The organism is Rhodopseudomonas palustris BisB18 (genome assembly GCF_000013745.1).
In the GTDB taxonomy this organism is placed as follows: Bacteria; Pseudomonadota; Alphaproteobacteria; order Rhizobiales; family Xanthobacteraceae; genus Rhodopseudomonas_A; species Rhodopseudomonas_A palustris_F.
This window is the reverse complement of sequence record NC_007925.1, coordinates 4,975,804-4,995,538: the sequence shown is the minus strand read 5'-3', so window position 1 is coordinate 4,995,538 and position 19,735 is coordinate 4,975,804. Positions and strand designations below refer to the sequence as shown.

Below are 19,735 nucleotides of genomic sequence, written 5' to 3'. Positions count from 1 at the left end.
CGGGGAAATCGGTAGGGAAGCCACGGCCCCAGTCATGGTCATCCAGTCACCGAATCGAGCCTACCACGGGGAAATCGGTAGGGAAGCCACGGCTGCCCACCTCATGTACGACGCATGGGGCGCCAGCGATCCGAAGCGCCGGATCGCATTGGCGAAAAAAGCGCTCGGACTATCTCCGCTCTGCGCCGACGCTTATGTCCTGCTGGCGCAGGAAACCGCCAGCAACTTGGATCAAGCAATCGAGCTCTATCGCCAAGGCGTCGAGGCCGGCGAAATGGCGCTCGGGAAGGCCGCGTTCCGCGACGACGTCGGGCATTTCTGGGGCTTGCTGGAAACCCGTCCGTATATGCGCGCTCGCCACGGTCTTGCGCAGACATCTGGGAGAAAGGCCTGCGTGACGAGGCCGTGACGCATTTCAAAGGGCCGACGCCGCCCGCTTCTTCCCGAAGTCGTTGCGCGGGCGGCGGATGCTGTGCGGCTCTGGAACCGAATTAGTGCGCAACCAGACCGCGAAATCCGGGCGACAACGTTGCTTTTGAAAGTCGTTTGCGTTCACCGGCCGCCATGATAAGCGAGGTCTGGGGGGCGCTGTGGGCAAATCGCGACAAACGCATGCGGTGGGACTGACGGCCAGCTTCATCGCGGCCTATGCGTTGGTGCTCAATGTCGTGCTGTCCAGCCTGTTGCTGGCAGCGCTGTCGCCCACCGCGCAAGTTGCGAGCGCCGCGATTTGCGTCACTCATCCCGATCAAACGACGGGGGTGCCGGGCGACGACAAGCCGACCGGCATCGCCGTCGTGCATTGTCCGGCCTGTATCGGAAATCATGCGCCGGGTGCACCGCCGGCGATCGCGTCGTTCGCCATCACGCGTATTGCCGTCGCCATCGAAGCGGTGGTTCCCGCCGCCAACGATCGTCGCCCGCGGCAGGTCGCTGCCGGACACCGCGCCCGAGCCCCGCCGCAGCTGAGCTGATTGTCGCGTTCTCCCGCTTCTCAGTTCAAAATGGTGGACTCTCCCATGCGATCCGTCTCATCACGGCTGCGCCGCGCTCTGCTGGCATCCGCGGCCACGCTCGTCACCGGCGCAGCGTCGGCGCAATCAGCTTCAACGTCGCTGCCAACCATCACGGTGGAGTCCGCGGCGCCGCAGCGCACGGTCAGCGCGCGCAAACCGCGGCAAGTCACGGGCGGCGGCCGCTCGGCACGCCAAGTCACACCAGCGGCGCCGTCGCCCAATTCGGCGGGGCAGGGAACGCGCGCGCCTGGCTCTCTCACGGTTCCGACCGCGCAGCAGGCGCTGAAAGAAATCGATCGGACTCCGGGCGCGGTCGCCGTGGTGCCCGATACGGCGTTCAAGAACGGCCCGGCCAACACCGTGAAGGACATCCTCGGCTGGGTGCCGGGGGTGTTGATTCAGACCCGATGGGGGCCAGACGGCCGGGTATCGATCCGCGGCTCGGGTCTGTCCAGGAACTACGGCAATCGCGGCATCAACATCTTCATGGACGGTCTGCCGCTCAACACCTCGGACGGGCTGTTCGACCTGTTCGAGGTGGATCCCAGCGTCTATCGCTACGTCGAAGTGTTCAAGGGCGCCAACGCGCTGCGCTATGGCGCCAATTCGCTCGGCGGCGCGATCAATTTCGTGATGCCGACGGGACGCGACGCGCCGGCGTTCGACGCGCGTGTCGATGGCGGCAGCTTCGGCTATGTCAAGACCCAGAGCAGCATCGCCGGCGTCAATGGCCCGGCCGACTATTTCATCACCGCCTCGGCGCAGCGCGAGGACGGCTACCGCGAGCACAGCCGAACCGATACCGAGCGGCTCAACGCCAATTTCGGCTATCAATTTTCTCCCGATGCCGAGACGCGGTTTTATCTGAACGCCGGGCGGTGGCGGGCGGAGTTGCCGGGCGAAGTGACCAAGCAGGCGGCGCTGAACTCGCCGCGCGCCGCCGACAGCGAATTCCTGCGGCAGGATCAGCAGCGCAATATCGACACGGTCCGGATCGCCAACAAGACCACGCTCAGGTTCGACGACACCACCGTGGATCTCGGCGTCTTCGGCCTCGCCCGCCACGTGATGCATCCGATCTATCAATGGCTGGACTTCACCGCGCAAGACTATGGCGGCTTCGTGCGCGCCACCGACGAACGCTCGCTCGGCGGCTTGCGCAACCGGCTGACCGCTGGCGTCAACGTGCTCAACGGCACCATTGATATCAACCAGTATCAAAACCTCACCGGCGCGGTGAAGGGCGCGCTGGCGTCGTCCAACCTGTGGAAATCCGACAACGTGACCGCCTATGCGGAGAACTCGCTCTATGTGCTGCCGAACGTCGCCTTGATCGCCGGCGCCCAGTTCCTCCACGCCTCGCGCGAACAGCAGGACCGTTTCCTGTCCGACGGCAATCAGTCCGGCACCCGAAACTGGGACCTGGTCAGTCCGAAGGTCGGCGTGCTGTGGGACGTCGATCCGACATGGCAGGTGTACGGCAACATCTCGCGCAACGCCGAGGTGCCGACCTTCGACGTCAACAGCTTCTCGTCGCCAGCGAGTTCGAACGTCGAGGCGCAGACCGGCACCACCTACGAGATCGGCACGCGCGGCCGCCGGCCGGACGTCACCTGGGACCTGTCGGCGTATCGCACCGATCTGCGCAACGAGTTTCAGTGCCTGACCACGTCGCCGTTCAGTCCCTGCACCGTGGTCAATGCCGACCGCACCGTGCATCAGGGCGTCGAAGCCGGCCTCGGCGTGGCGTTGCTGAAATCCAGTTTCGCGCAGGATGACCGCTTCTGGTTCAACGTCGCCTACACCTACAGCGACTTCCGCTTCGACCGCGACGCGACCTGGGGCAACAACCGGCTGCCGGGTCTGCCGCCGCACTACCTCCGCGCGGAAATTCTCTACAAGCATCAGAACGGCTTCTATGCCGGCCCGAACGTCGAATGGATGCCGCAGGCGTTCTTCGCCGACAACGCCAACAGCCTGACCATCGACCCCTACGCGCTGTTGAACTTCAAGGTCGGCTACGACCACGGCATCGGCTGGTCGGGCTATGTCGAAGGGCGGAACCTGCTCGACACCCGCTACATCTCCAGCACCATCACCGCCGGCGTGGCGACGGCGACGTCGGCGTTGTTCAACCCAGGCATGGGGCGCGCGATCTATGGCGGCATCCGCTATCGGATGTGAGGTACGGAGTCTGGACCGGCGCGATCACCTCGCGGGCAGTCGCGGGGACGATACTGCCGATCTTCGGACTCTCCATCGCGGGGATTGCCGGGCTGACATGGCTGCGTCGGCGGCCTCTTGGTGCGCCCGCCATCCACCGGTGAGGGCCGATTGCCACGGCGTTTGGCGGCGCGTGCTGCGCCTGGACCCGACCATGACGACCTCCGCGCTTAATGCCGCAGCGGCTTGCGGAATTTCAGCACGAAATTGTCGGCTTCGCCGATCGCCGCGTATGTGTCGCGGTCGACATCGCCGAGCGAGAAGGTCGGCGGCAGCGTCCAGACGCCTTTCGGCCAATTCGCGGTGTCCTTCGGGTTGGCGTTGATCTCGGAGGAAGCCACGAATTCAAAGCCGGCGCGTTGCACCAAGGCGATCGCGTAGTCCTGCCGGACATAGCCGTCCAGCGCGCGCGGGTCCTGCGCGACGTCGCGCTGGCCGCGATGATCCTCCAACCCCAAGATGCCGCCAGGCTTCAGCGCGCGATAGAACGTCGCCAGCGCCTGGTCGGCGTTGCCCTGTTTCAGCCAGTTGTGCAGGTTGCGAAAGGTGAGAATGACATCGGCCGAGCCATCGGGGGCGATCGGCGCAGGATTTTTTGGCGCAAATTCGGTGAGCTTGACGGCGCCATAGAGCGCCTTGTCGGCGTCGAGCTTGATTTGAAACGGCGTCTTGGCGTCGGGCGAGGTTTCGCTGCCGGCACTGCGCGGCTCGATCGCGGCGTAGTACGTGCCATGGTCGTGCAGATAGGGCGCGAGAATTTCCGTCCAGTAGCCGGCGCCGGGCCAGATCTCGATCACCGTGGCGCGCGGCGTGATCTCGAAGAAGGTCAATTCCTGCGCCGGGTGCCGCACCGCGTCGCGCGCGATGAAGCGGGCGCTGCGCTGCGGTCCATCGATCGCGGCCTGCAGCGCGGCGGCGTCGCCCGGCTGCGGTTCGGCGGCGTCCGCGCGTGAGGCCAACGTCACGCCGATCAAGCAGGCGGCTCCGAGCAGAAAAAACCGTGCAGTCGTTCGCGGCATTGAGCGCCTTCGGTTGGATGGCAACGGAACCCGGCGCGTCGCGCCAAGCGAAGCGTGCTGCGCAAGCTAGCGCGAATCCACAGCGCCGGCCATGGCCGCTCGACGCGCCGCCTCCTGGTTGATAAGCCCGCTCTCCGCAGGGAGGTTTTGAGTCGACATGACGGTTGCGATCGAGATGGGACACACCGCGGCAGGGGCCGCGGCGACGCTGGACCTTGAGGAACTGCTGGCCACCCGGCTGTTGGTGCAGGGCAATTCCGGTTCCGGGAAATCCCATCTGCTGCGCCGGCTGTTGGAGCAGAGCGCGCCCTGGGTGCAGCAGACCATCATCGATCCGGAGGGCGACTTCGTGTCGCTGGCCGACAGCTTCGGCCATCTGGTGATCGACGCCGAGGTGCATACCGAACGTGGCCTGCAGGTCGCCGGCGAGCGCGCCCGCATCCATCGCGTCTCCACGGTGCTCAATCTCGAGGGGTTGGATGCCGAGAACCAGATGCGGCGCGCCGCGGCCTTCCTCAACGGACTGTTCGAGGTCGGGCGCGATCACTGGTATCCGATGTTGGTGGTGGTGGACGAGGCGCAGTTGTTCGCGCCCGCCGTCGCCGGCGAAGTCTCCGACGAGGCGCGCAAACTCTCGCTCGGCGCCATGACCAATCTGATGTGCCGCGGCCGCAAACGTGGCCTCGCCGGCATCATCGCCACTCAGCGCCTCGCCAAGCTCGCCAAGAATGTTGCCGCGGAAGCGTCGAATTTTCTGATGGGCCGCACCTTCCTGGACATCGACATGGCGCGCGCCGCCGATCTGCTGGGCATGGAGCGGCGGCAGGCCGACGCGTTCCGCGATCTGGAGCGCGGCCAATTCATCGCGCTCGGCCCCGCGCTGTCGCGCCGCTCTTTGGCGCTGCGCATCGGTCCCACCGCCACCCAGCCGCGCAACGCCACGCCGCGATTGATGCCGCTGCCGGAAGCCTCCAGCGAAGCCCACGCTATCATCCTCGCCGCGCCGCCGCCCGAGCCGCAGCGGCCGCAGCGCCGCTCCCAGCCCGACCTGCTCGGGCAATTGATGGCGGCGAAGTCCGCGGCGCTGGAAAGCCGCGCCGAGGCGGCGGAGCAGCCGGTCAGCGCCGAGCAATTGGCGGAGCGGCAGGAGCGCGTCGACCGCGTGCTGCGCGCGGTGATGGCCGAACCCGACGCCGGGTTCCGCCCGATCGGCGTGCTGTATCAGGAGTTCGTGGTGCGCTGCCGGATCGACGGTCTGGGGTCGGACGTGCCGGATCTGGCCGGCTTCCGCCACATGCTGACGCGCGCCCGCGCCGGGCTCGGCTCCGACATCGCGGACGACGATGCCTGGCAGGACGTTGCGGTCCGCGCCTCGATCCTGCCGGAGGAAATGCAGGGCGTGTTCATGATGATCGCGCGCGCCGCGAAAGAAGGCTGGCCGTGCCCGGGCGACGCGGCGATCGCGCGGGCCTATGGCTCGCACTCGCTGCGCCGGGCGAGGCGGCTGTTGAGCTACATCGAGGAGCAGGGGCTGATCGTGTGCCAGCTCGACGGCACCGGCCGGCGCATCGTGACGCTGGTCGAATTGGCCTGGGCCACGGCGCCGGGCGATCCCAATGCCGACGAGCCCGCGGCGGAGCAAGGCTGCGACGCCCCCTCGGTGTGATGCGATCTTGATGTCGCCGTCATCCAGGGTGTGAAATGCCAACGCCCGGCGATGGATCGCCGGGCGTTGAATTCTTTGCGGCCTTGCAAGGGGCCGAGGGCCTTCGGCTATTCCGCGGCGTTCGCCGTCGCCACCGACAATGTCACGACCTCGTCTTCCTCGTGCGCCTCGCTGAAGGCACGGCCGTAATAGCTGTCGAGCAGGATAGTCTTCAGTTCCGAGACCAGCGGGAAGCGCGGGTTGGCGCCGGTGCACTGGTCGTCGAACGCTTCCACCGCGATGTTATCGACCTTGGCCAGGAAGTCGGCCTCGGACACGCCGGCTTCCCGGATCGACGCCGGGATGTCGAGTTCGCGCTTCAATCCTTCGAGCCACTCCAGCAGCCGATCGATGCGGGCGGCGGTGTTGACGCCGTCCAGCCCCAGCGCGATGGCGATCTCGCCGTAGCGATGCCGCGACTTCGGCCGGTCGTATTGCGAGAACGCGGTCTGCTTGGTCGGATTGTCGTTGGCGTTGTAGCGGATCACGTTGCAGATCAACAGCGCGTTGGACAGGCCATGCGGGATGTGGAACGCGGCACCCAGCTTGTGCGCCATCGAGTGGCAGACGCCGAGGAACGCATTGGCAAACGCGATGCCGGCGATGGTGGCGCCGCTATGCACCCGTTCGCGCGCCACCGGATCCTTGGCGCCGTTGACATAGGCCGACGGCAGATTCTCTTTCAACAGCTTCAGCGCCTGCAGCGCCTGGCCGTCGGTGAACTCGCTGGCCATGATCGACACATAGGCTTCCAGCGCGTGCACCACCGCGTCGATGCCGCCGAACGCCGTCAACGACTTCGGCAGATGCATCACGAAGTTGGCATCGACGATCGCCATGCTGGGGGTCAGTTCGTAGTCGGCGATCGGGTACTTGATGCCGGAGGCGTCGTCGGTCACCACCGCGAACGGGGTCACTTCGGAGCCGGTGCCCGAGGTGGTGGGAATCGCCACCAGCTCCGCCTTCTGGCCGAGCTTGGGGAATTTGTAGATCCGCTTGCGGATGTCCATGAAGCGCAGCGCCAGATCTTCGAATTGCACGTCGGGGTGCTCGTACAACACCCAGATCAGCTTGGCGGCATCCATCGGCGAGCCGCCGCCGAACGCCACGATCACGTCGGGCTTGAAGGCGTGTGCGATCTCGACGCCCTTGTTGATGATCGACAGCGTGGGATCGGCTTCAACCTGGAAGAAGGTTTCGACCTCCATGCCGTTCTTTTTCAAGAGCCGGATGACGTCGTCGGTGTAGCCCTTGCTGAACAGGAAGCCGTCGGTGACGACCAGCGCCCGCTTCTTGCCGGCGAGATCCTTCAGCGCCTCGCTGGTGGCGCCGCGGCGGAAATAGATCGATTTCGGCAGCTTGTGCCACAGCATGTTCTCGGCTCGCTTCGCGACGGTTTTCTTGTTGATCAGGTGCTTGGGTCCGACATTCTCGGAGATCGAATTGCCGCCCCACGATCCGCAGCCCAGCGTCAGCGACGGCGCCAGGCTGAAATTGTACAGATCACCGAGGCCGCCATGCGACGACGGGGTGTTGATCAGGATCCGCGCGGTCTTCATCTTGGTGCCGAAATCGGCGACGCGCTCCGGCTGCAGGTCCTGGTCGGTGTACAACGCCGAGGTGTGGCCGATGCCGCCCAGCGCCACCAGCTCCACCGCCGCCGCCACCGCCTGCGTGTAGTCGGCGCGACGATACATCGCCAGCGTCGGCGACAGCTTTTCATGCGCGAAGGGTTCCGAGGTGTGGGTGAGTTCGACCTCGCCGATCAGGATCTTGGTGTCGTGCGGCACCGAGATGCCGGCGAGTTCGGCGATGCGTGCGGCCGATTGCCCGACGATATCGACATTGACGTTGCCGTTGACCAGCAACACCCGGCGCACCGCGTCCAATTCCGCGGGCTTCAGCATGTAGCCGCCATGGGTGGCGAAACGCTGGCGCACCGCGTCGTACACTTCGTCGACGACGATGATCGATTGCTCCGAGGCGCAGACCACGCCGTTGTCGAAAGTCTTCGACATCAGGATCGACGCTACCGCCCGCTTGATATCCGCGGTTTCGTCGATCACTACCGGGGTGTTGCCGGCACCGACGCCGATCGCCGGTTTGCCTGAAGAATAGGCGGCCTTCACCATGGCGGGACCACCGGTGGCGAGGATCAAGTTGACGGCTGGGTGGTGCATCAGCGCGTTGGACAGTTCCAGCGTCGGCTTTTCGATCCAGCCGATGATATCCGGCGGCGCGCCGGCGGCGACGGCGGCGTCCAGCACCAGCTTGGCGGCGGCGTTGGTCGAGCGCGCGGCACGCGGATGCGGGCTGAAGATGATACCGTTGCGGGTCTTCAGGCAGATCAGCGCCTTAAAGATCGCGGTCGAGGTCGGGTTGGTGGTCGGCACGATGCCGCAGATCAGTCCGATCGGCTCGGCGACGACCATGATGCCGGCTTCGTCGTTTACTTCGATGATGCCGCAGGTCTTATCGTCCTTATAGGCATTGTAGATGTATTCGGAGGCAAAGTGATTCTTGATCACCTTGTCCTCGACGACGCCCATTCCGGTTTCCGCGGTGGCCATCTGCGCCAGCGAGATCCGGGCGTCGGAGGCCGCCAAAGCGGCGCTGCGGAAAATCAGGTCCACCTGTTCCTGAGAATAGGTAGCGAAGATCAATTGGGCGGCTTTGACGCGCGCTACCAATTTGTCGAGGTCGGACGGGGTAGATAAGGTCACGGTCAACCGCCATTGTGATTGCAGGGAAGAGTGAATACGAATCTGGAACTTGGTCCAGGATGATTGTCACACTTGTTATATAACAAAATGACGTTTCGGTTATGATTGAATTCTAGACGCCTTCTCGACGGCGGAATTGATCGAAGTCAATCGGGCGGCCTCGGGATACCACTCCTCGGATGGCCAGCGGTAATTCCGTGGCCTAGCCGCACAGCAGCGGCGACGCGAGCAGGCGCTGCTCGAGAAATCGTGAGGATTGCCGCCGCGCCAGATCGAGCGCCTGAGCCATGATCGCCGCGGGCGGCTCGGCACCGGCCGCGCCATCCAGCGCGCGGGCCGAGGCCAACAGCCGCAGCAATTCCGGGATCCACCAAGTCTCGCCCTTGCGCTGCGCGGTGGCGATGGCCTGGCGCGCAATGGTTTCCGCGCCGACGGCGTCATGGTCGCGCAGATGCGCCTCGATCAGCAGTGAGGTGTAATACGCATGAAAGGCGATCGCGCCGAGCCGTTCCCAGCTGTCGACCGCTTGGGTCATCATCTGAATACCTGCGGCGCGGTCGGTTCCGGTGGCATGCAGCCACCAGCCCTGCATGATCAGGCCGCCGGTCTGCCAGAATGGAAAGCGATAATGCGCGGTCAGCGCGCTGACTCGCTCCGCCAGCGTCTTCACGTCGTCGGTCCGTCCGGCCAGTTGCAGCTGCACCAGCGCGTAGTTCAACGCCCAGCACAGCGTGAACGGATGGCCGAGTTCCTCGCTCTTGGCGACGCCGCGGGCATTCAATTGCGTGGCAGTGCCGGCGTCGCCGAGCAGCAGCGCGTTCATCGCCGCCATCGACGAGGCGCCGACGAACGGATCGACGCCGAAGGTGTGGCGATGCGACGCATGCTGCCGATCGTCGTACAGGCTGAGGCTGATGTCGAAATGGTTGGCGGCGCGGCGGAACTCGGCCTTCTGGAACGCGCAGTTGGCCGCTGCGCGATGGGCCTCCAGCCGCAGGCCGGGATCGCCGCTGGTCTCGGCGATCGACAGCAGTTCAACGGCGAGTTCGGAGGCGTCGTCGAGATCGGCGCGGACGAAATAGTAGCGGTACAGCCCGTGCAACGCCGGGAATAGCCCGACCGACAGATCCAGCCCGCGGCTGAGTTCGCGCGCCTGCTCGAAGCTGTGACCGACCTCCGGCGAGGCATAGCCGCCGAGCGCGGTCTGCACTACGCCGGCCTGCAACAGCAGCTGCAGTTTCTGCGCCGCGGTCTGCGTGCTCGCCGGCATCGCGGCGACGATCTTCAGCGCCGCGTTGAGGTGATGCGCCGCTTCGCGGTGCGCCGAGCGCTGGATCGCCTGTTCGGCGGCCTTGCGCAGGAACGGGAAGGCGTTGGCCTGCATCCGCGCTTCAAGATAATGGTGCGCCAGAATTTCCGGATTGTCGGCGGCGATCGCCGGCAGCCGGGCCTCGATCGCGGCGGCGATCTTGGCGTGCGCCGCGCGGCGGTGCGCCGAGAGCCCGAACTCGTAGATCTTCTCCTGGATCAGCGCGTGGCGGAACAGCCATTTGCGCCGCGGCGGTAGGCCCGAGGGCTCCAGAATGCCGGCCTCGGTCAGCTTGTCGAGTTCGGACGACAGCAACCGCGGATCGCCGTCCCACACCGCGGCGATCATGTCATGGTCGAACTCGCGGCCGATGGTAGCGCACAGCCGCAGGATTTCGCGGTTGGCGCCGGCGCGGTCGATCCGGGCGTTGAGCGATTGCTGCAGCGTCGCCGGCAACGTCAACGGCAGCGGCTGTTTGCCCTCCGCGGCCTCGGCGAGCTCGCTCTCCACCACCAGCCGGGTCATCTCCTCGATGAACAACGGCACGCCGTCGGTTCGTGCGCTCAGCGTTTCCAGCATTTCGCTGCTGAGCGAGCGGCCGTGCGCGATCTCCAGGATCAGGTCCGTGGTCTGGTGCGGGTCGAGCCGTTGCAGCGGGATCAGCCGCGGCTGCAGCCGGTCGATCCAGGTGCGGTCGCAATCGTCGCGGAACGTCATGATCGCGCAGGTGCGGGCGTTGTTCAGCTTGGGCAGGATCGCCGTCAGCAATTCGATCGACGACGGATCGGCCCAGTGCATATCCTCGACCACCAGCAGCACCGGCTGGGATTCGGTCTCGCGCAGCAGCCAGGCGGTGAGGATTTCCTGGAACCGGGCCTTCTCCTGCTGCGGCGTATAATCCCGCGCCGGCACATAGCCTTCCGGCAGCGGCACCGACAGCACGTTGGCCAGGATGGCGATGTGCTCGGACGGGTCGGCGAAGCGCAGCCGCAAGGCGCCCGTCAGTCGATCGAACTTTTCGGCGCGAGGCACCCGCGACAGGCCGAGCGTGTCGGTGAGGTAGTGCACGAACGGATGCAGCGCGGACTGCTGATAGAGCTGCGAACATTTCAGCACGATGCTGAGGAATTTCTGGTCGCCGAGCGCGGCGAACAATTCCCGCAGCAAGCGCGATTTGCCGACGCCGGCTTCTCCGGCCACCACCACCAAGGTGCTTTCGCCGGTCAGCGTGCGCTGCCACAGGTGTTCCAGCCGGGCGATTTCCTTTTCGCGGCCGATCATGCGGCCGGGCGCCGGGCCGCGCCGCAGCTCTTCGCCGGCTTCGGCGACGTGCACTTCGTAAATCTTGATCGGGCGTTCGACGCCTTTGAGGGCCGGCGCGCCGAGATAGCGGCAATCGAACCGGGCGCCGACCAGATCGTAAGTGTCCTGGCTGATGATGGTGGAGCCGGGATTGGCAAGGCTCTGCAGTCGCGCGGCGATGTTGGCGGCCTCGCCGACGATCGCCATCTGTTCGCGCGTGGTTTCCGACTGGATGTCGCCGGCGATCACCGTGCCGGTGTGCACGGCGATGCGGATCTGAAAGAAGTCGCCGGCGCCGATCGGCCGGTAGCGCTCGTTGAGCACGCCGACCGCCTCCTGCAGATCGAGCCCGCTTTGCACCGCGCGGAACGCGTCGTCCTCGCGCGCGATCGGAAAGCCGAAATGGATCATCATGCCGTCGCCCTCGAAGCGGGCGAGCTGGCCTTGATACTGGTTGACGATCCGCGCGGTGATCTCGCGGAAGCTGCGCAACAATTCGCGATAGGTCTCGGCGCCCAGCGTCGCCGTCAAGGTGGTCGAGCCGACGATGTCGGAGAAGATCAGCGTCAGCTGCCGGTGTTCGGCAATGTCCGGCGTCGCGGCGGGTCTGGCCGCCGGTTTGGCTGCGGACAGCGCGATCCCGCAATTGGCGCAGAACCGCTGCGTGGGCTGCACGGTCACGGCACAGTCTGGACAAGTCAGCATGTCGAAACGGCTCCGGCCTGGCGCGCAACGCACCAGGGTCGCTCAGGCGTCTGTTCGAACGATGGACAGGTTCAATGATGCACCGGCTTCGCGTCGCGCGGGTTCCGCCGATCGTCGGTGCGGTTCAGGCTTTGACGGCGTTCTTCTCGGCAAACTCCCTGAGTTGTTCGCGGATGTGGGCGACGTCGCCGCTGGAATAGCCGAGGATCGCTTCGATTTTCAAAGCCTCGCCCATCGACTTGCCGACCACTTCGAGCACGGTCTCCTTGATCGAATGCAGCGCGACCTGACTCTTTTCGACCAGTCTGGCGGCGTAAGCCTGCGCGGTCGCCAGCAGTTCGCCTGGCGGCACCAGCTGCGCCACCAGGCCGATGGCGTGGGCTTCCTGCGCGCTGACTTCGCGGCCGGTGTAGAGAAGATCCATGGTGCGTGACACGCCGATGCTGGCGACCAGCCGCACGATGCCGCCGTCGCCGTGATGAAAGCCGCGGTGAATCTCGAAGCTGCCGAACCGCGCGGTGGCGCTGGCGATGCGGACGTCGCAGGCCAGCGCCAGTTCGAAGCCGCCGGCCAGCGCCCAGCCGTTGACCGCGGCGATCACCGGCTTCTTCACCCGGATGCCGCGGGTGATGCCGCCGAGCCCGTCATCGACATTGTCGCGGATGTCCTGAAACGACCGCGTCAGCCATTGCGGGATGTACTCCTTGAGATCCGCGCCGGCGCAGAACGCGTCCGGCCCGGCGCCGGTCAGGATCGCCACGTCGAGTTCGGGATCGTGATCGAACGCCGGCCAGAACGCCTTCAACTCCTGATGCATCGCGCCGTTGATGGCGTTGCGCGCTTCCGGCCGGTTGAGCGTGACCGTGGCAATTCTGCCGGAGCGCGTGACCAGGATCGTATCCATCGGTGCTCCTTGGCGGTCCCTGCGATTAGTCTCTGGCCGCGATGCTGTGGCTATGATGCGCGCGGGTCCACAGGCTGGTGCGCAGTCCGAGCGGTGTCAACACCGCTCGTCGGCGCGCCAGGCGGGCGATGTGCGCCGGATCGAGCACGCTGCCGACAGCGTAGTCCTGCTTCTGCTGCATGGTCAAAGCTTTCGAACGCGCCACCCGGTAACGTTTGACGTCGGCGCGTGTGGTGCAGATGGCGCGCTCGAGCAGAATCCAGAGCGGCCGCCAGCGAAACCGCCGCGCCACCGGCGAGCCGGCAAAGGCTTGGCGCAACGCATGAAACGACAGGTTCTCGCGCACGGTGTGGAAGAACGACTTGCCGCTGCGCTGCTCGGCGCGGTCGTCGACCAGGATGCTCGACAGGTTCCAGTCGTGGTAGAACATGTCCTTGGAGACGGTGTCGGCCTCGGCGTGCTGCGCGAACAGGGCGCTGCCGCGCAGCGCCACCAGGTCGGCGGTGAACTGATAGTCGCAGACGATCCCGGTCGGCTTGACGTAGCGCGCCTTGCCGCGTTGTGCCGGGATGATGAACAGCCCGACCACGAAGATGCCCTGCGCCCGCAGCGTCCGGTAGATCTTGTTGTACATGGCGATCGCATCATGGGCGCGCACGCCCTTGCGATGGCTCTTCAGCCATTCGGCATCGAGGGTTTCGATTCCCATCATGCAGAACCGCATCCCGGCCTGGTGCGCGAGGCGGGCGAAATCCGGGTTGCGATGCACGGTGTCGCCGCGCAGGAAACAGCCGAACCGCAAATCGAGCCGGTGGGCGATCATCTCCTTGAGCAGCGCCACGGTCTTGCGCTCGTCGCCGCCGAAATTGTCGTCGGTGAAGATGAACTCGCCGACGCCGGCCGCTTTCAGCGCCTGCAGTTCGGCGATCACCTTGTCGACCGACTTGTAGCGCTGCTTGTAGTTCCAGAAGGTGTTGATGTTGCAGAAATCGCAGCGATGCGGGCAGCCGCGGGAAATCTCCACCGCGGCGCCGAACCCATTGCTCATGCCCAGGCCATAAGGCCGCAGGTCAAAACCGCTCCAGTCCGGCATCGGCGCGGCTTCGAGGTCGGTCGGCTCGGCCTTCAGCGGCGAGCGCCGGCACACGTCGCCGTCGCGCCAGCACAGGTTGGGGACGGCGTCGAACGCAGCAGCCCCGACGATCAGCGCCTCGATCAGCGCCCGGAACGCGGCTTCGCCTTCGCCGGTCACCACGAAATCGACACCGGCGTCGATCCAACGGTCCGGCCAGGCGGTGGCGTGATTGCCGCCGACCACGATTTTCACCGCGGGATTGACCTCGCGCGCCAGCTTGATGGTGAGTTCGGTATCGAGCGCCTTCAGCGGCGACATGCAGGAAATCGCGATCACGTCGGCCCAGCGCAGCCGCGCGCGATACTCCGGCAGCGAGATCCGCGCCACATAGCCGTCGAGGAATTTTGTCTCGACCGCGAGATCCTTGATGGTGGCGGCGAGCACCGGATAGACCGCGCTGGGAAACTTGACGATTTCGCCCAACGTGTCGATCGGGACCGGCCAGGAATCCACCAGCGTCTTCGGATGCAGGAACAGGATTTTCAGCGGCTGTGCGGCCCCGACCTGCGGCCGCGGCTCCGCCTTGCCGAAACCGGCAGTGACGCTCCCCCCCATGGCGAACTCTCTTTATGACGCCTTATGACGCCAACTGCTGCGGTCTGTTAGCAGACACTGACGATAGCGTAGCATAGCGCCGCGCGGCTGCAAGTCGCTTGCAATCTGTCGGTACCGGCGGTTTGTCGGTTCCACCCGCCTACCGTGGTAATAAATAGCAGTGATACGCGAAGTCGGCGGTCAGACCGCGGGATGCGAAGCGGCGGCGGCGATCAGGGCGCGGGGCCGTTCGCTGCGCAGCTGCACGGCGTCCAGCACCGCCTTGGCAATGCTCCGTCCGCGCTCGTCGATCCCGGTCCATTGCGCGTGGCGGCCGCGCGGATCGATCTCCAGCAGCCGGGCCCCGGCCGGCACGTCGCTGTCGTCGCGGATCAAGCCGCGCACCACGCCATCGCATGGCGCGCGATGCGGGTTGCCTGTCAGCAGGCCGAGCACGGCGCCGCGCAGCACCGGCGCACCGATCTCCACCGCGGTGCGCCAGCGGCCGGCGCTCGGCGCATATCCGAAGCGTTGGTTCGCAGCCTCGGCGGCGTCGGCCGAGGTGGCGCCCGCGGTCCAGCCGTCATGCAGCACCCCGGCGCAGCGCTCGGGCGGGGCGTCGACCGCGACGTCGCAATTGGTGCTGCCCGAAAAGCCGGCGCCGATTCCGATCGTCAATTTTGCCAGCCGATGCAGGTCGGGGGTGGTGCGGTGCTGCTGCAGCCGGGCGTCGACCAGGACGTCCATGGCGCCGACCGGCAGCAGGTCAGCGAGGCCGAGCCGGGTCACCGATACGCGGTCGAATGTGCGCAGACCCTTGAATACCTGCATACCGTCGTCGGCCCGCTCACCGCGGACCTCCTCGACCTTGACGTCGTCGCGATACAGCGCATCCGCGAAGGCCATCTTGCGACGGATCACCGGAAAGTCCGGGTCGTTGGACAGCACCACGCCGAAATCCGCGCGATGCAGGTACACCGCCACGGCGGAGGCGACCTCATTGGTCCCGAGGACGATGGCGAAGCGCTTTTTTCTGTGGTCGGCTGGTCGATGCATTCGCGTCACCCAAGGCCCATTCCAACTTCCGCAGCGCTCAAAGCAAGACACGGACCAGCCGTCACAGGACCGTCAAGATGCCCCCGGGGGCCGCCCAGCACCTTTCCGGCCGAACGGCGCGGCGAATTTGTCGAGAAAGCAACGCCGGCAATGTTTCGGACGCGCCACTGACTGTCGAACAGACGACATTGCAGGCGCTGTGATTGCGACAATCAGTCTGAACAGGCCTGGCCCATTTCCTGCAAGCCCGATGTGGCCATCCAAGCCCGATGGCGATGGAGACTTTCATTGCGAAGCGTCAGCGGGTCTTCGACGTCACAGTTGCACCATCCCGGGTCTGCGGAGTTCGGCCACCCGGGATCTGCGGAGCTTCAGCACCCCGGTGCGACCGAGCTGCGCCACCCCGGCGCGCCGCCGGCCGCAGGGATCGGGGCTTGCCCGTTCCATAACGATCAGCGCGACAGTCGCAGCGGCAAGCAGAAGACCCTGGTGCTGACCGGCGCCTCGCGCGGCATCGGCCACGCCACCGGCAAATTGTTTTCGGAGGCCGGCTGGCGGATCGTTACCTGTTCGCGGCAGCCCTTCAACGACGAGCGCTGTCCGTGGGCGACCGGCGTCGAGGATCACGTCGAGATCGAGCTCGGCGATTACCGCGCCTTGCCGCGGGCGATCGCCGCGCTGAAGGAGCGGCTCGGCGGCGCGCCGCTGCACGCGCTGATCAACAACGCCGCGATTTCGCCGAAAGGTCTGGAAGGCGAGCGGCTGACCTCGCTGAACACCCCGGTCGAGACCTGGATGGGCGTGTTCCACGTCAATCTGCTGGCGCCGATCCTGTTGGCGCAGGGGCTGTTCGACGAGCTACGCGCCGGTTCCGGCTCGATCGTCAACGTCACTTCGATCGTCGGCTCCCGGGTGCACCCGTTTGCCGGCACCGCTTATGCGACGTCGAAAGCCGCTTTGGCCTGTCTGACCCGGGAGATGGCCCACGACTACGCGCCTTATGGTATCCGGGTGAACGCGATCGCGCCGGGCGAGATCAAGACCGATATCCTGTCGCCGGAAACCGAGGCGCGGCTGGCGCCGACCATCCCGATGCGGCGGATTGGTACTCCCGACGAAGTCGCCAAGGTGATGTTCTTCCTGTGCTCGGATGCTGCGAGCTATGTCACCGGCGAGGAGATCCACATCAATGGCGGGCAGCACGTGTGACGTTTTGCTCCTAGTGAGTGGTAATAGAACGCCGGCGCTTATTTGCTCGTGAATATTTGCGCTAAATCAATGCGTTCCAAAACCCGTGTCGCGCACTACGTGTTTTCATTGTGCTGCAGCACGCTCCGGTTGGGTAAATAGTGGGCATGTAGCGCTGTGAACTTCCTCAGCATTGCGGTCAAGTTGTGCACGACATCTGCTTGAACCCAAGGCACTATCCATTAAAAGCTCCTACTTAATAGGCGGGGAAGGTCCGGAGCATGGAGACAGCACGATGGTCTATCGCGAAGCGCACGTCGCCGATGCCGAGGAATCGCGCCCGACCACTCTGATACCTCTGAGCGAAATTGCTCTGACTGGTATCTTTGAGATCTCGAAGATCCTCACCGCGCCGGCGCGTCTCGAAACCACGCTCGCCAATGTCGTCAATCTGCTGCAGTCGTTCATGCAGATGCGGCATGGCACGGTGTCGCTGCTGGCCGACGATGGGGTGCCTGATATTACCGTCGGCGCCGGCTGGAACGAAGGCACCGACGACCGCTACCGCGCCCGCCTGCCGGCCAAGGCGATCGACCAGATCGTCGCGACCTCGGTGCCGCTGGTGGTCGAGAACGTTTCTTCGCATCCGATGTTTTCGCGCGCCGATGCCGACGCGCTCGGGGCCTCGCCCGAGGTCCGCGTTTCGTTCATCGGCGTGCCGATCCGGATCGATTCCCGGGTGGTCGGTACGCTGACCATCGACCGCGTCCGCGACGGCCGCTCGATCTTCCGGCTCGACGCCGACGTCCGCTTCCTCACCATGATCGCCAATCTGATCGGCCAGACCGTCAAGCTGCACCGCGTGGTGGCGCGCGACCGCGAGCGGCTGATGGCCGAGAGCCACCGGCTGCAGAAGCAATTGTCCGAGCTGAAACCGCCGCGCGAGCGCAAGAAGGTCCGCGTCGACGGCATCATCGGCGAAAGCCAGGCGATCCGCGGGCTGCTCGCCAAGGTCGGCATCATCGCCAAATCGCATTCGCCGGTGCTGCTGCGCGGCGAGTCCGGCACCGGCAAGGAGCTGATCGCCAAGGCGATCCACGAATTGTCGTCGCGCGCCAACGGCCCGTTCATCAAGATCAACTGCGCGGCGTTGCCCGAATCGGTGCTGGAATCCGAATTGTTCGGCCACGAGAAGGGCGCCTTCACCGGCGCCATCGCGTCGCGCAAGGGACGCTTCGAACTCGCCGACAAGGGCACGCTGTTCCTCGACGAGATCGGCGAAATCTCGCCGTCGTTCCAGGCCAAGCTGTTGCGGGTGTTGCAAGAGCAGGAGTTCGAGCGGGTCGGCGGCAACCACACCATCAAGGTCAATGTCCGCGTGGTGGCGGCCACCAACCGCAATCTCGAGGAGGCGGTGGCGCGCAACGAATTCCGCGCCGACCTGTACTATCGCATCAATGTGGTGCCGATGATGCTGCCGCCGCTGCGTGATCGCGCCAGCGACATTCCGCTGTTGGCCAGCGAGTTCCTGAAGAACTTCAACAGGGAAAACGAGCGCGACCTGGAGTTCGATCCGGCCTCGATGGAGCTGCTGCAGGGGTGTTCGTTCCCCGGCAACGTGCGCGAGCTGGAAAACTGCGTGCGCCGCACCGCGACGCTGGCGCCCGGTCCGGCGATTCACCAGGACGACTTCGCCTGCCATCATGACGAGTGCCTGTCGTCGATTCTTTGGAAGAGCCATTCGGAGCGCACCGCGCAGCGTCCGCCGCCGGAAATTCCGCTTGCAGTCGCACCGATCGGCCGGGCCGACGGCCCCCGCGGCAACGTTGCAGCACCGGCGCCCACCGTGCCGACGCCGCAGCCGCCCGCCCGCGTCGAAGCGGCCTCCGACGCGCAGATGTCCGAGCGCGAGCGGCTGGTCGACGCCATGGAACGCTCGGGCTGGGTGCAGGCCAAGGCGGCGCGCATCCTCGGGCTGACGCCGCGGCAGATCGGCTACGCGCTGAAGAAGTACGACATCGAGGTCAAGCACTTCTGAGCGGCTGCGACGCGCGCGGCTTATCTGGGAGTTGCGCCCTCTCCGCGTCATGGCCGGGCTCGTCCCGGCCATCCACGGAAACAGGGAAGACATCGCTTGCGGGCGTGGATGGCCGCGACGAGCGCGGCCATGACGCGTTGGGGCGAAGTGCCAGATCGCGTCACATCATTTGCGGCCGGATCTTACGAACGACGCATTGCTGCCGGGATTCAGCGCCGACGCATTGCTGCCGGTACGCAGCGTCGACGCGTTCCTGCCGGGACGCAGCGGCGATGCATTCCTGCCGCAACGGAGTGCCGTTGCAAATCACTCGCGTAGTCCGCCCGAATGATCGCGACGCGGCTTGTCTCAGTTGCGACGCGATGTCAGCGGCAACACTTGCCCCGCGGCTTGGGACATCGCGCAAAATTGCGTTAGATCAAATATTTGCCGATTGGCACAAGGTTTGAAAGGCGTGGCATCATCCGCCAGCTAAGGAGTTCTCTATGGCCTACAAAATTGTCGCCTCGCAGTGTTCGGTGTGTGGTGCGTGCGAGTTCGAATGTCCGAACGCCGCGATCGTCCTGAAGCGCGATATGTACATCATCGAAGCCGCCAAATGCACCGAGTGCGAAGGCCAGTTCGACAAGCCGCAATGCGCCTCGGTCTGCCCGGTCGAGAACACCTGCGTTCCGGCCTAAATCTCTGCCCTGGCGCGCTATTGCCGCCAGCCACACCGACACCACCGGCGACCGCGGCGACGCCGAGGTCCGCATCGTTGATCCGAGCTCAGCAACGCGCATCACCTTGACGATGCGCAGTTGCGGCTCGTGAAGTTCTGCATCGCCTGCCCGGCGTCCCGCGATGCGATTCAGCACCACCGCGTGCGCTATTCGCCG

The 19,735-nt window shown here is 65.5% G+C and carries 13 protein-coding genes and 1 CRISPR repeat array (1 of these 14 cut by a window edge); of the genes, 7 read left to right on the top strand and 6 right to left on the bottom strand.

From position 1 onward, the window contains the following. A CRISPR array of direct repeats spans nucleotides 1-93; the repeat unit is 36 nt; unit sequence AGCCTACCACGGGGAAATCGGTAGGGAAGCCACGGC; it reaches 1,197 nt to the left of the window's first position. Between the two features lie 55 nt (nucleotides 94-148). The 3 genes from RPC_RS25725 to RPC_RS22470 all read left to right on the top strand — a co-directional run bounded on the left by RPC_RS25725 (nucleotide 149) and on the right by RPC_RS22470 (nucleotide 3,200). Next, nucleotides 149-409 carry a hypothetical protein gene (locus tag RPC_RS25725; protein ID WP_167532089.1) on the top strand — a complete coding sequence of 87 codons (261 nt, stop codon included), beginning with the start codon at nucleotides 149-151 and terminating at the stop codon, nucleotides 407-409. 181 nt (nucleotides 410-590) lie between these two features. Next, nucleotides 591-974 carry a DUF2946 family protein gene (locus RPC_RS22475; RefSeq protein ID WP_011474888.1) on the top strand — a complete coding sequence of 128 codons (384 nt, stop codon included), beginning with the start codon at nucleotides 591-593 and terminating at the stop codon, nucleotides 972-974. A 45-nt stretch (nucleotides 975-1,019) separates the two neighbouring features. Next, nucleotides 1,020-3,200 carry a TonB-dependent receptor family protein gene (locus tag RPC_RS22470; protein ID WP_011474887.1) on the top strand — a complete coding sequence of 727 codons (2,181 nt, stop codon included), beginning with the start codon at nucleotides 1,020-1,022 and terminating at the stop codon, nucleotides 3,198-3,200. 209 nt (nucleotides 3,201-3,409) lie between these two features. Here RPC_RS22470 and RPC_RS22465 read toward each other — a convergent pair whose 3' ends face one another. Next, nucleotides 3,410-4,258, bottom strand: a complete 849-nt coding sequence (locus tag RPC_RS22465) for a class I SAM-dependent methyltransferase (protein ID WP_049766153.1) — start codon at nucleotides 4,256-4,258, stop codon at nucleotides 3,410-3,412. Nucleotides 4,259-4,415: 157 nt separating this feature from the next. Here RPC_RS22465 and RPC_RS22460 point away from each other — a divergent pair, with 157 nt between their 5' ends. Then, entirely contained in the window at nucleotides 4,416-5,924 is a 1,509-nt protein-coding gene (locus RPC_RS22460; RefSeq protein ID WP_011474885.1) for a helicase HerA domain-containing protein, read from the top strand. A gap of 107 nt (nucleotides 5,925-6,031) precedes the next feature. Here the strand turns inward: RPC_RS22460 and adhE are convergent, their stop codons facing one another. The 5 genes from adhE to RPC_RS22435 all read right to left on the bottom strand — a co-directional run bounded on the left by adhE (nucleotide 6,032) and on the right by RPC_RS22435 (nucleotide 15,631). Continuing rightward, nucleotides 6,032-8,686: a bifunctional acetaldehyde-CoA/alcohol dehydrogenase gene (adhE, locus tag RPC_RS22455; RefSeq protein ID WP_011474884.1), complete on the bottom strand. Its 2,655-nt coding sequence runs from the start codon at nucleotides 8,684-8,686 to the stop codon at nucleotides 6,032-6,034. 202 nt (nucleotides 8,687-8,888) lie between these two features. Continuing rightward, entirely contained in the window at nucleotides 8,889-12,002 is a 3,114-nt protein-coding gene (locus tag RPC_RS22450; RefSeq protein ID WP_011474883.1) for an ATP-binding protein, read from the bottom strand. Between the two features lie 124 nt (nucleotides 12,003-12,126). Then, nucleotides 12,127-12,906, bottom strand: coding sequence for an enoyl-CoA hydratase/isomerase family protein (locus tag RPC_RS22445; RefSeq protein ID WP_011474882.1), 780 nt, complete (start codon nucleotides 12,904-12,906; stop codon nucleotides 12,127-12,129). A 25-nt stretch (nucleotides 12,907-12,931) separates the two neighbouring features. Beyond that, complete coding sequence (locus RPC_RS22440) at nucleotides 12,932-14,596, bottom strand: B12-binding domain-containing radical SAM protein (RefSeq protein WP_011474881.1); 1,665 nt, start codon at nucleotides 14,594-14,596, stop codon at nucleotides 12,932-12,934. A 180-nt stretch (nucleotides 14,597-14,776) separates the two neighbouring features. Beyond that, nucleotides 14,777-15,631: a xanthine dehydrogenase gene (locus RPC_RS22435; RefSeq protein ID WP_011474880.1), complete on the bottom strand. Its 855-nt coding sequence runs from the start codon at nucleotides 15,629-15,631 to the stop codon at nucleotides 14,777-14,779. A gap of 393 nt (nucleotides 15,632-16,024) precedes the next feature. On the opposite strand from RPC_RS22435, the gene RPC_RS22430 reads away from it, so the two are divergent. The 3 genes from RPC_RS22430 to RPC_RS22420 all read left to right on the top strand — a co-directional run bounded on the left by RPC_RS22430 (nucleotide 16,025) and on the right by RPC_RS22420 (nucleotide 19,537). Continuing rightward, nucleotides 16,025-16,840, top strand: a complete 816-nt coding sequence (locus tag RPC_RS22430) for an SDR family NAD(P)-dependent oxidoreductase (protein WP_041803205.1) — start codon at nucleotides 16,025-16,027, stop codon at nucleotides 16,838-16,840. 274 nt (nucleotides 16,841-17,114) lie between these two features. Continuing rightward, complete coding sequence (gene nifA / locus RPC_RS22425) at nucleotides 17,115-18,857, top strand: nif-specific transcriptional activator NifA (protein ID WP_011474878.1); 1,743 nt, start codon at nucleotides 17,115-17,117, stop codon at nucleotides 18,855-18,857. Between the two features lie 485 nt (nucleotides 18,858-19,342). Continuing rightward, nucleotides 19,343-19,537, top strand: coding sequence for a 4Fe-4S binding protein (locus RPC_RS22420; protein ID WP_011474876.1), 195 nt, complete (start codon nucleotides 19,343-19,345; stop codon nucleotides 19,535-19,537). Nucleotides 19,538-19,735: the final 198 nt, after the last annotated feature.

What these genes read in the sequence shown, in the direction of transcription:
- RPC_RS22435 (WP_011474880.1), bottom strand. Translation starts at nt 15,631, where the DNA reads ATGCATCGACCAGCCGACCACAGAAAAAAGCGCTTCGCCATCGTCCTC.
- RPC_RS22465 (WP_049766153.1), bottom strand. Translation starts at nt 4,258, where the DNA reads ATGCCGCGAACGACTGCACGGTTTTTTCTGCTCGGAGCCGCCTGCTTG.
- RPC_RS22450 (WP_011474883.1), bottom strand. Translation starts at nt 12,002, where the DNA reads ATGCTGACTTGTCCAGACTGTGCCGTGACCGTGCAGCCCACGCAGCGG.
- RPC_RS22420 (WP_011474876.1), top strand. Translation starts at nt 19,343, where the DNA reads ATGGCCTACAAAATTGTCGCCTCGCAGTGTTCGGTGTGTGGTGCGTGC.
- RPC_RS22460 (WP_011474885.1), top strand. Translation starts at nt 4,416, where the DNA reads ATGACGGTTGCGATCGAGATGGGACACACCGCGGCAGGGGCCGCGGCG.
- RPC_RS22470 (WP_011474887.1), top strand. Translation starts at nt 1,020, where the DNA reads ATGCGATCCGTCTCATCACGGCTGCGCCGCGCTCTGCTGGCATCCGCG.
- RPC_RS22440 (WP_011474881.1), bottom strand. Translation starts at nt 14,596, where the DNA reads ATGGGGGGGAGCGTCACTGCCGGTTTCGGCAAGGCGGAGCCGCGGCCG.
- RPC_RS22445 (WP_011474882.1), bottom strand. Translation starts at nt 12,906, where the DNA reads ATGGATACGATCCTGGTCACGCGCTCCGGCAGAATTGCCACGGTCACG.
- nifA (WP_011474878.1), top strand. Translation starts at nt 17,115, where the DNA reads ATGGTCTATCGCGAAGCGCACGTCGCCGATGCCGAGGAATCGCGCCCG.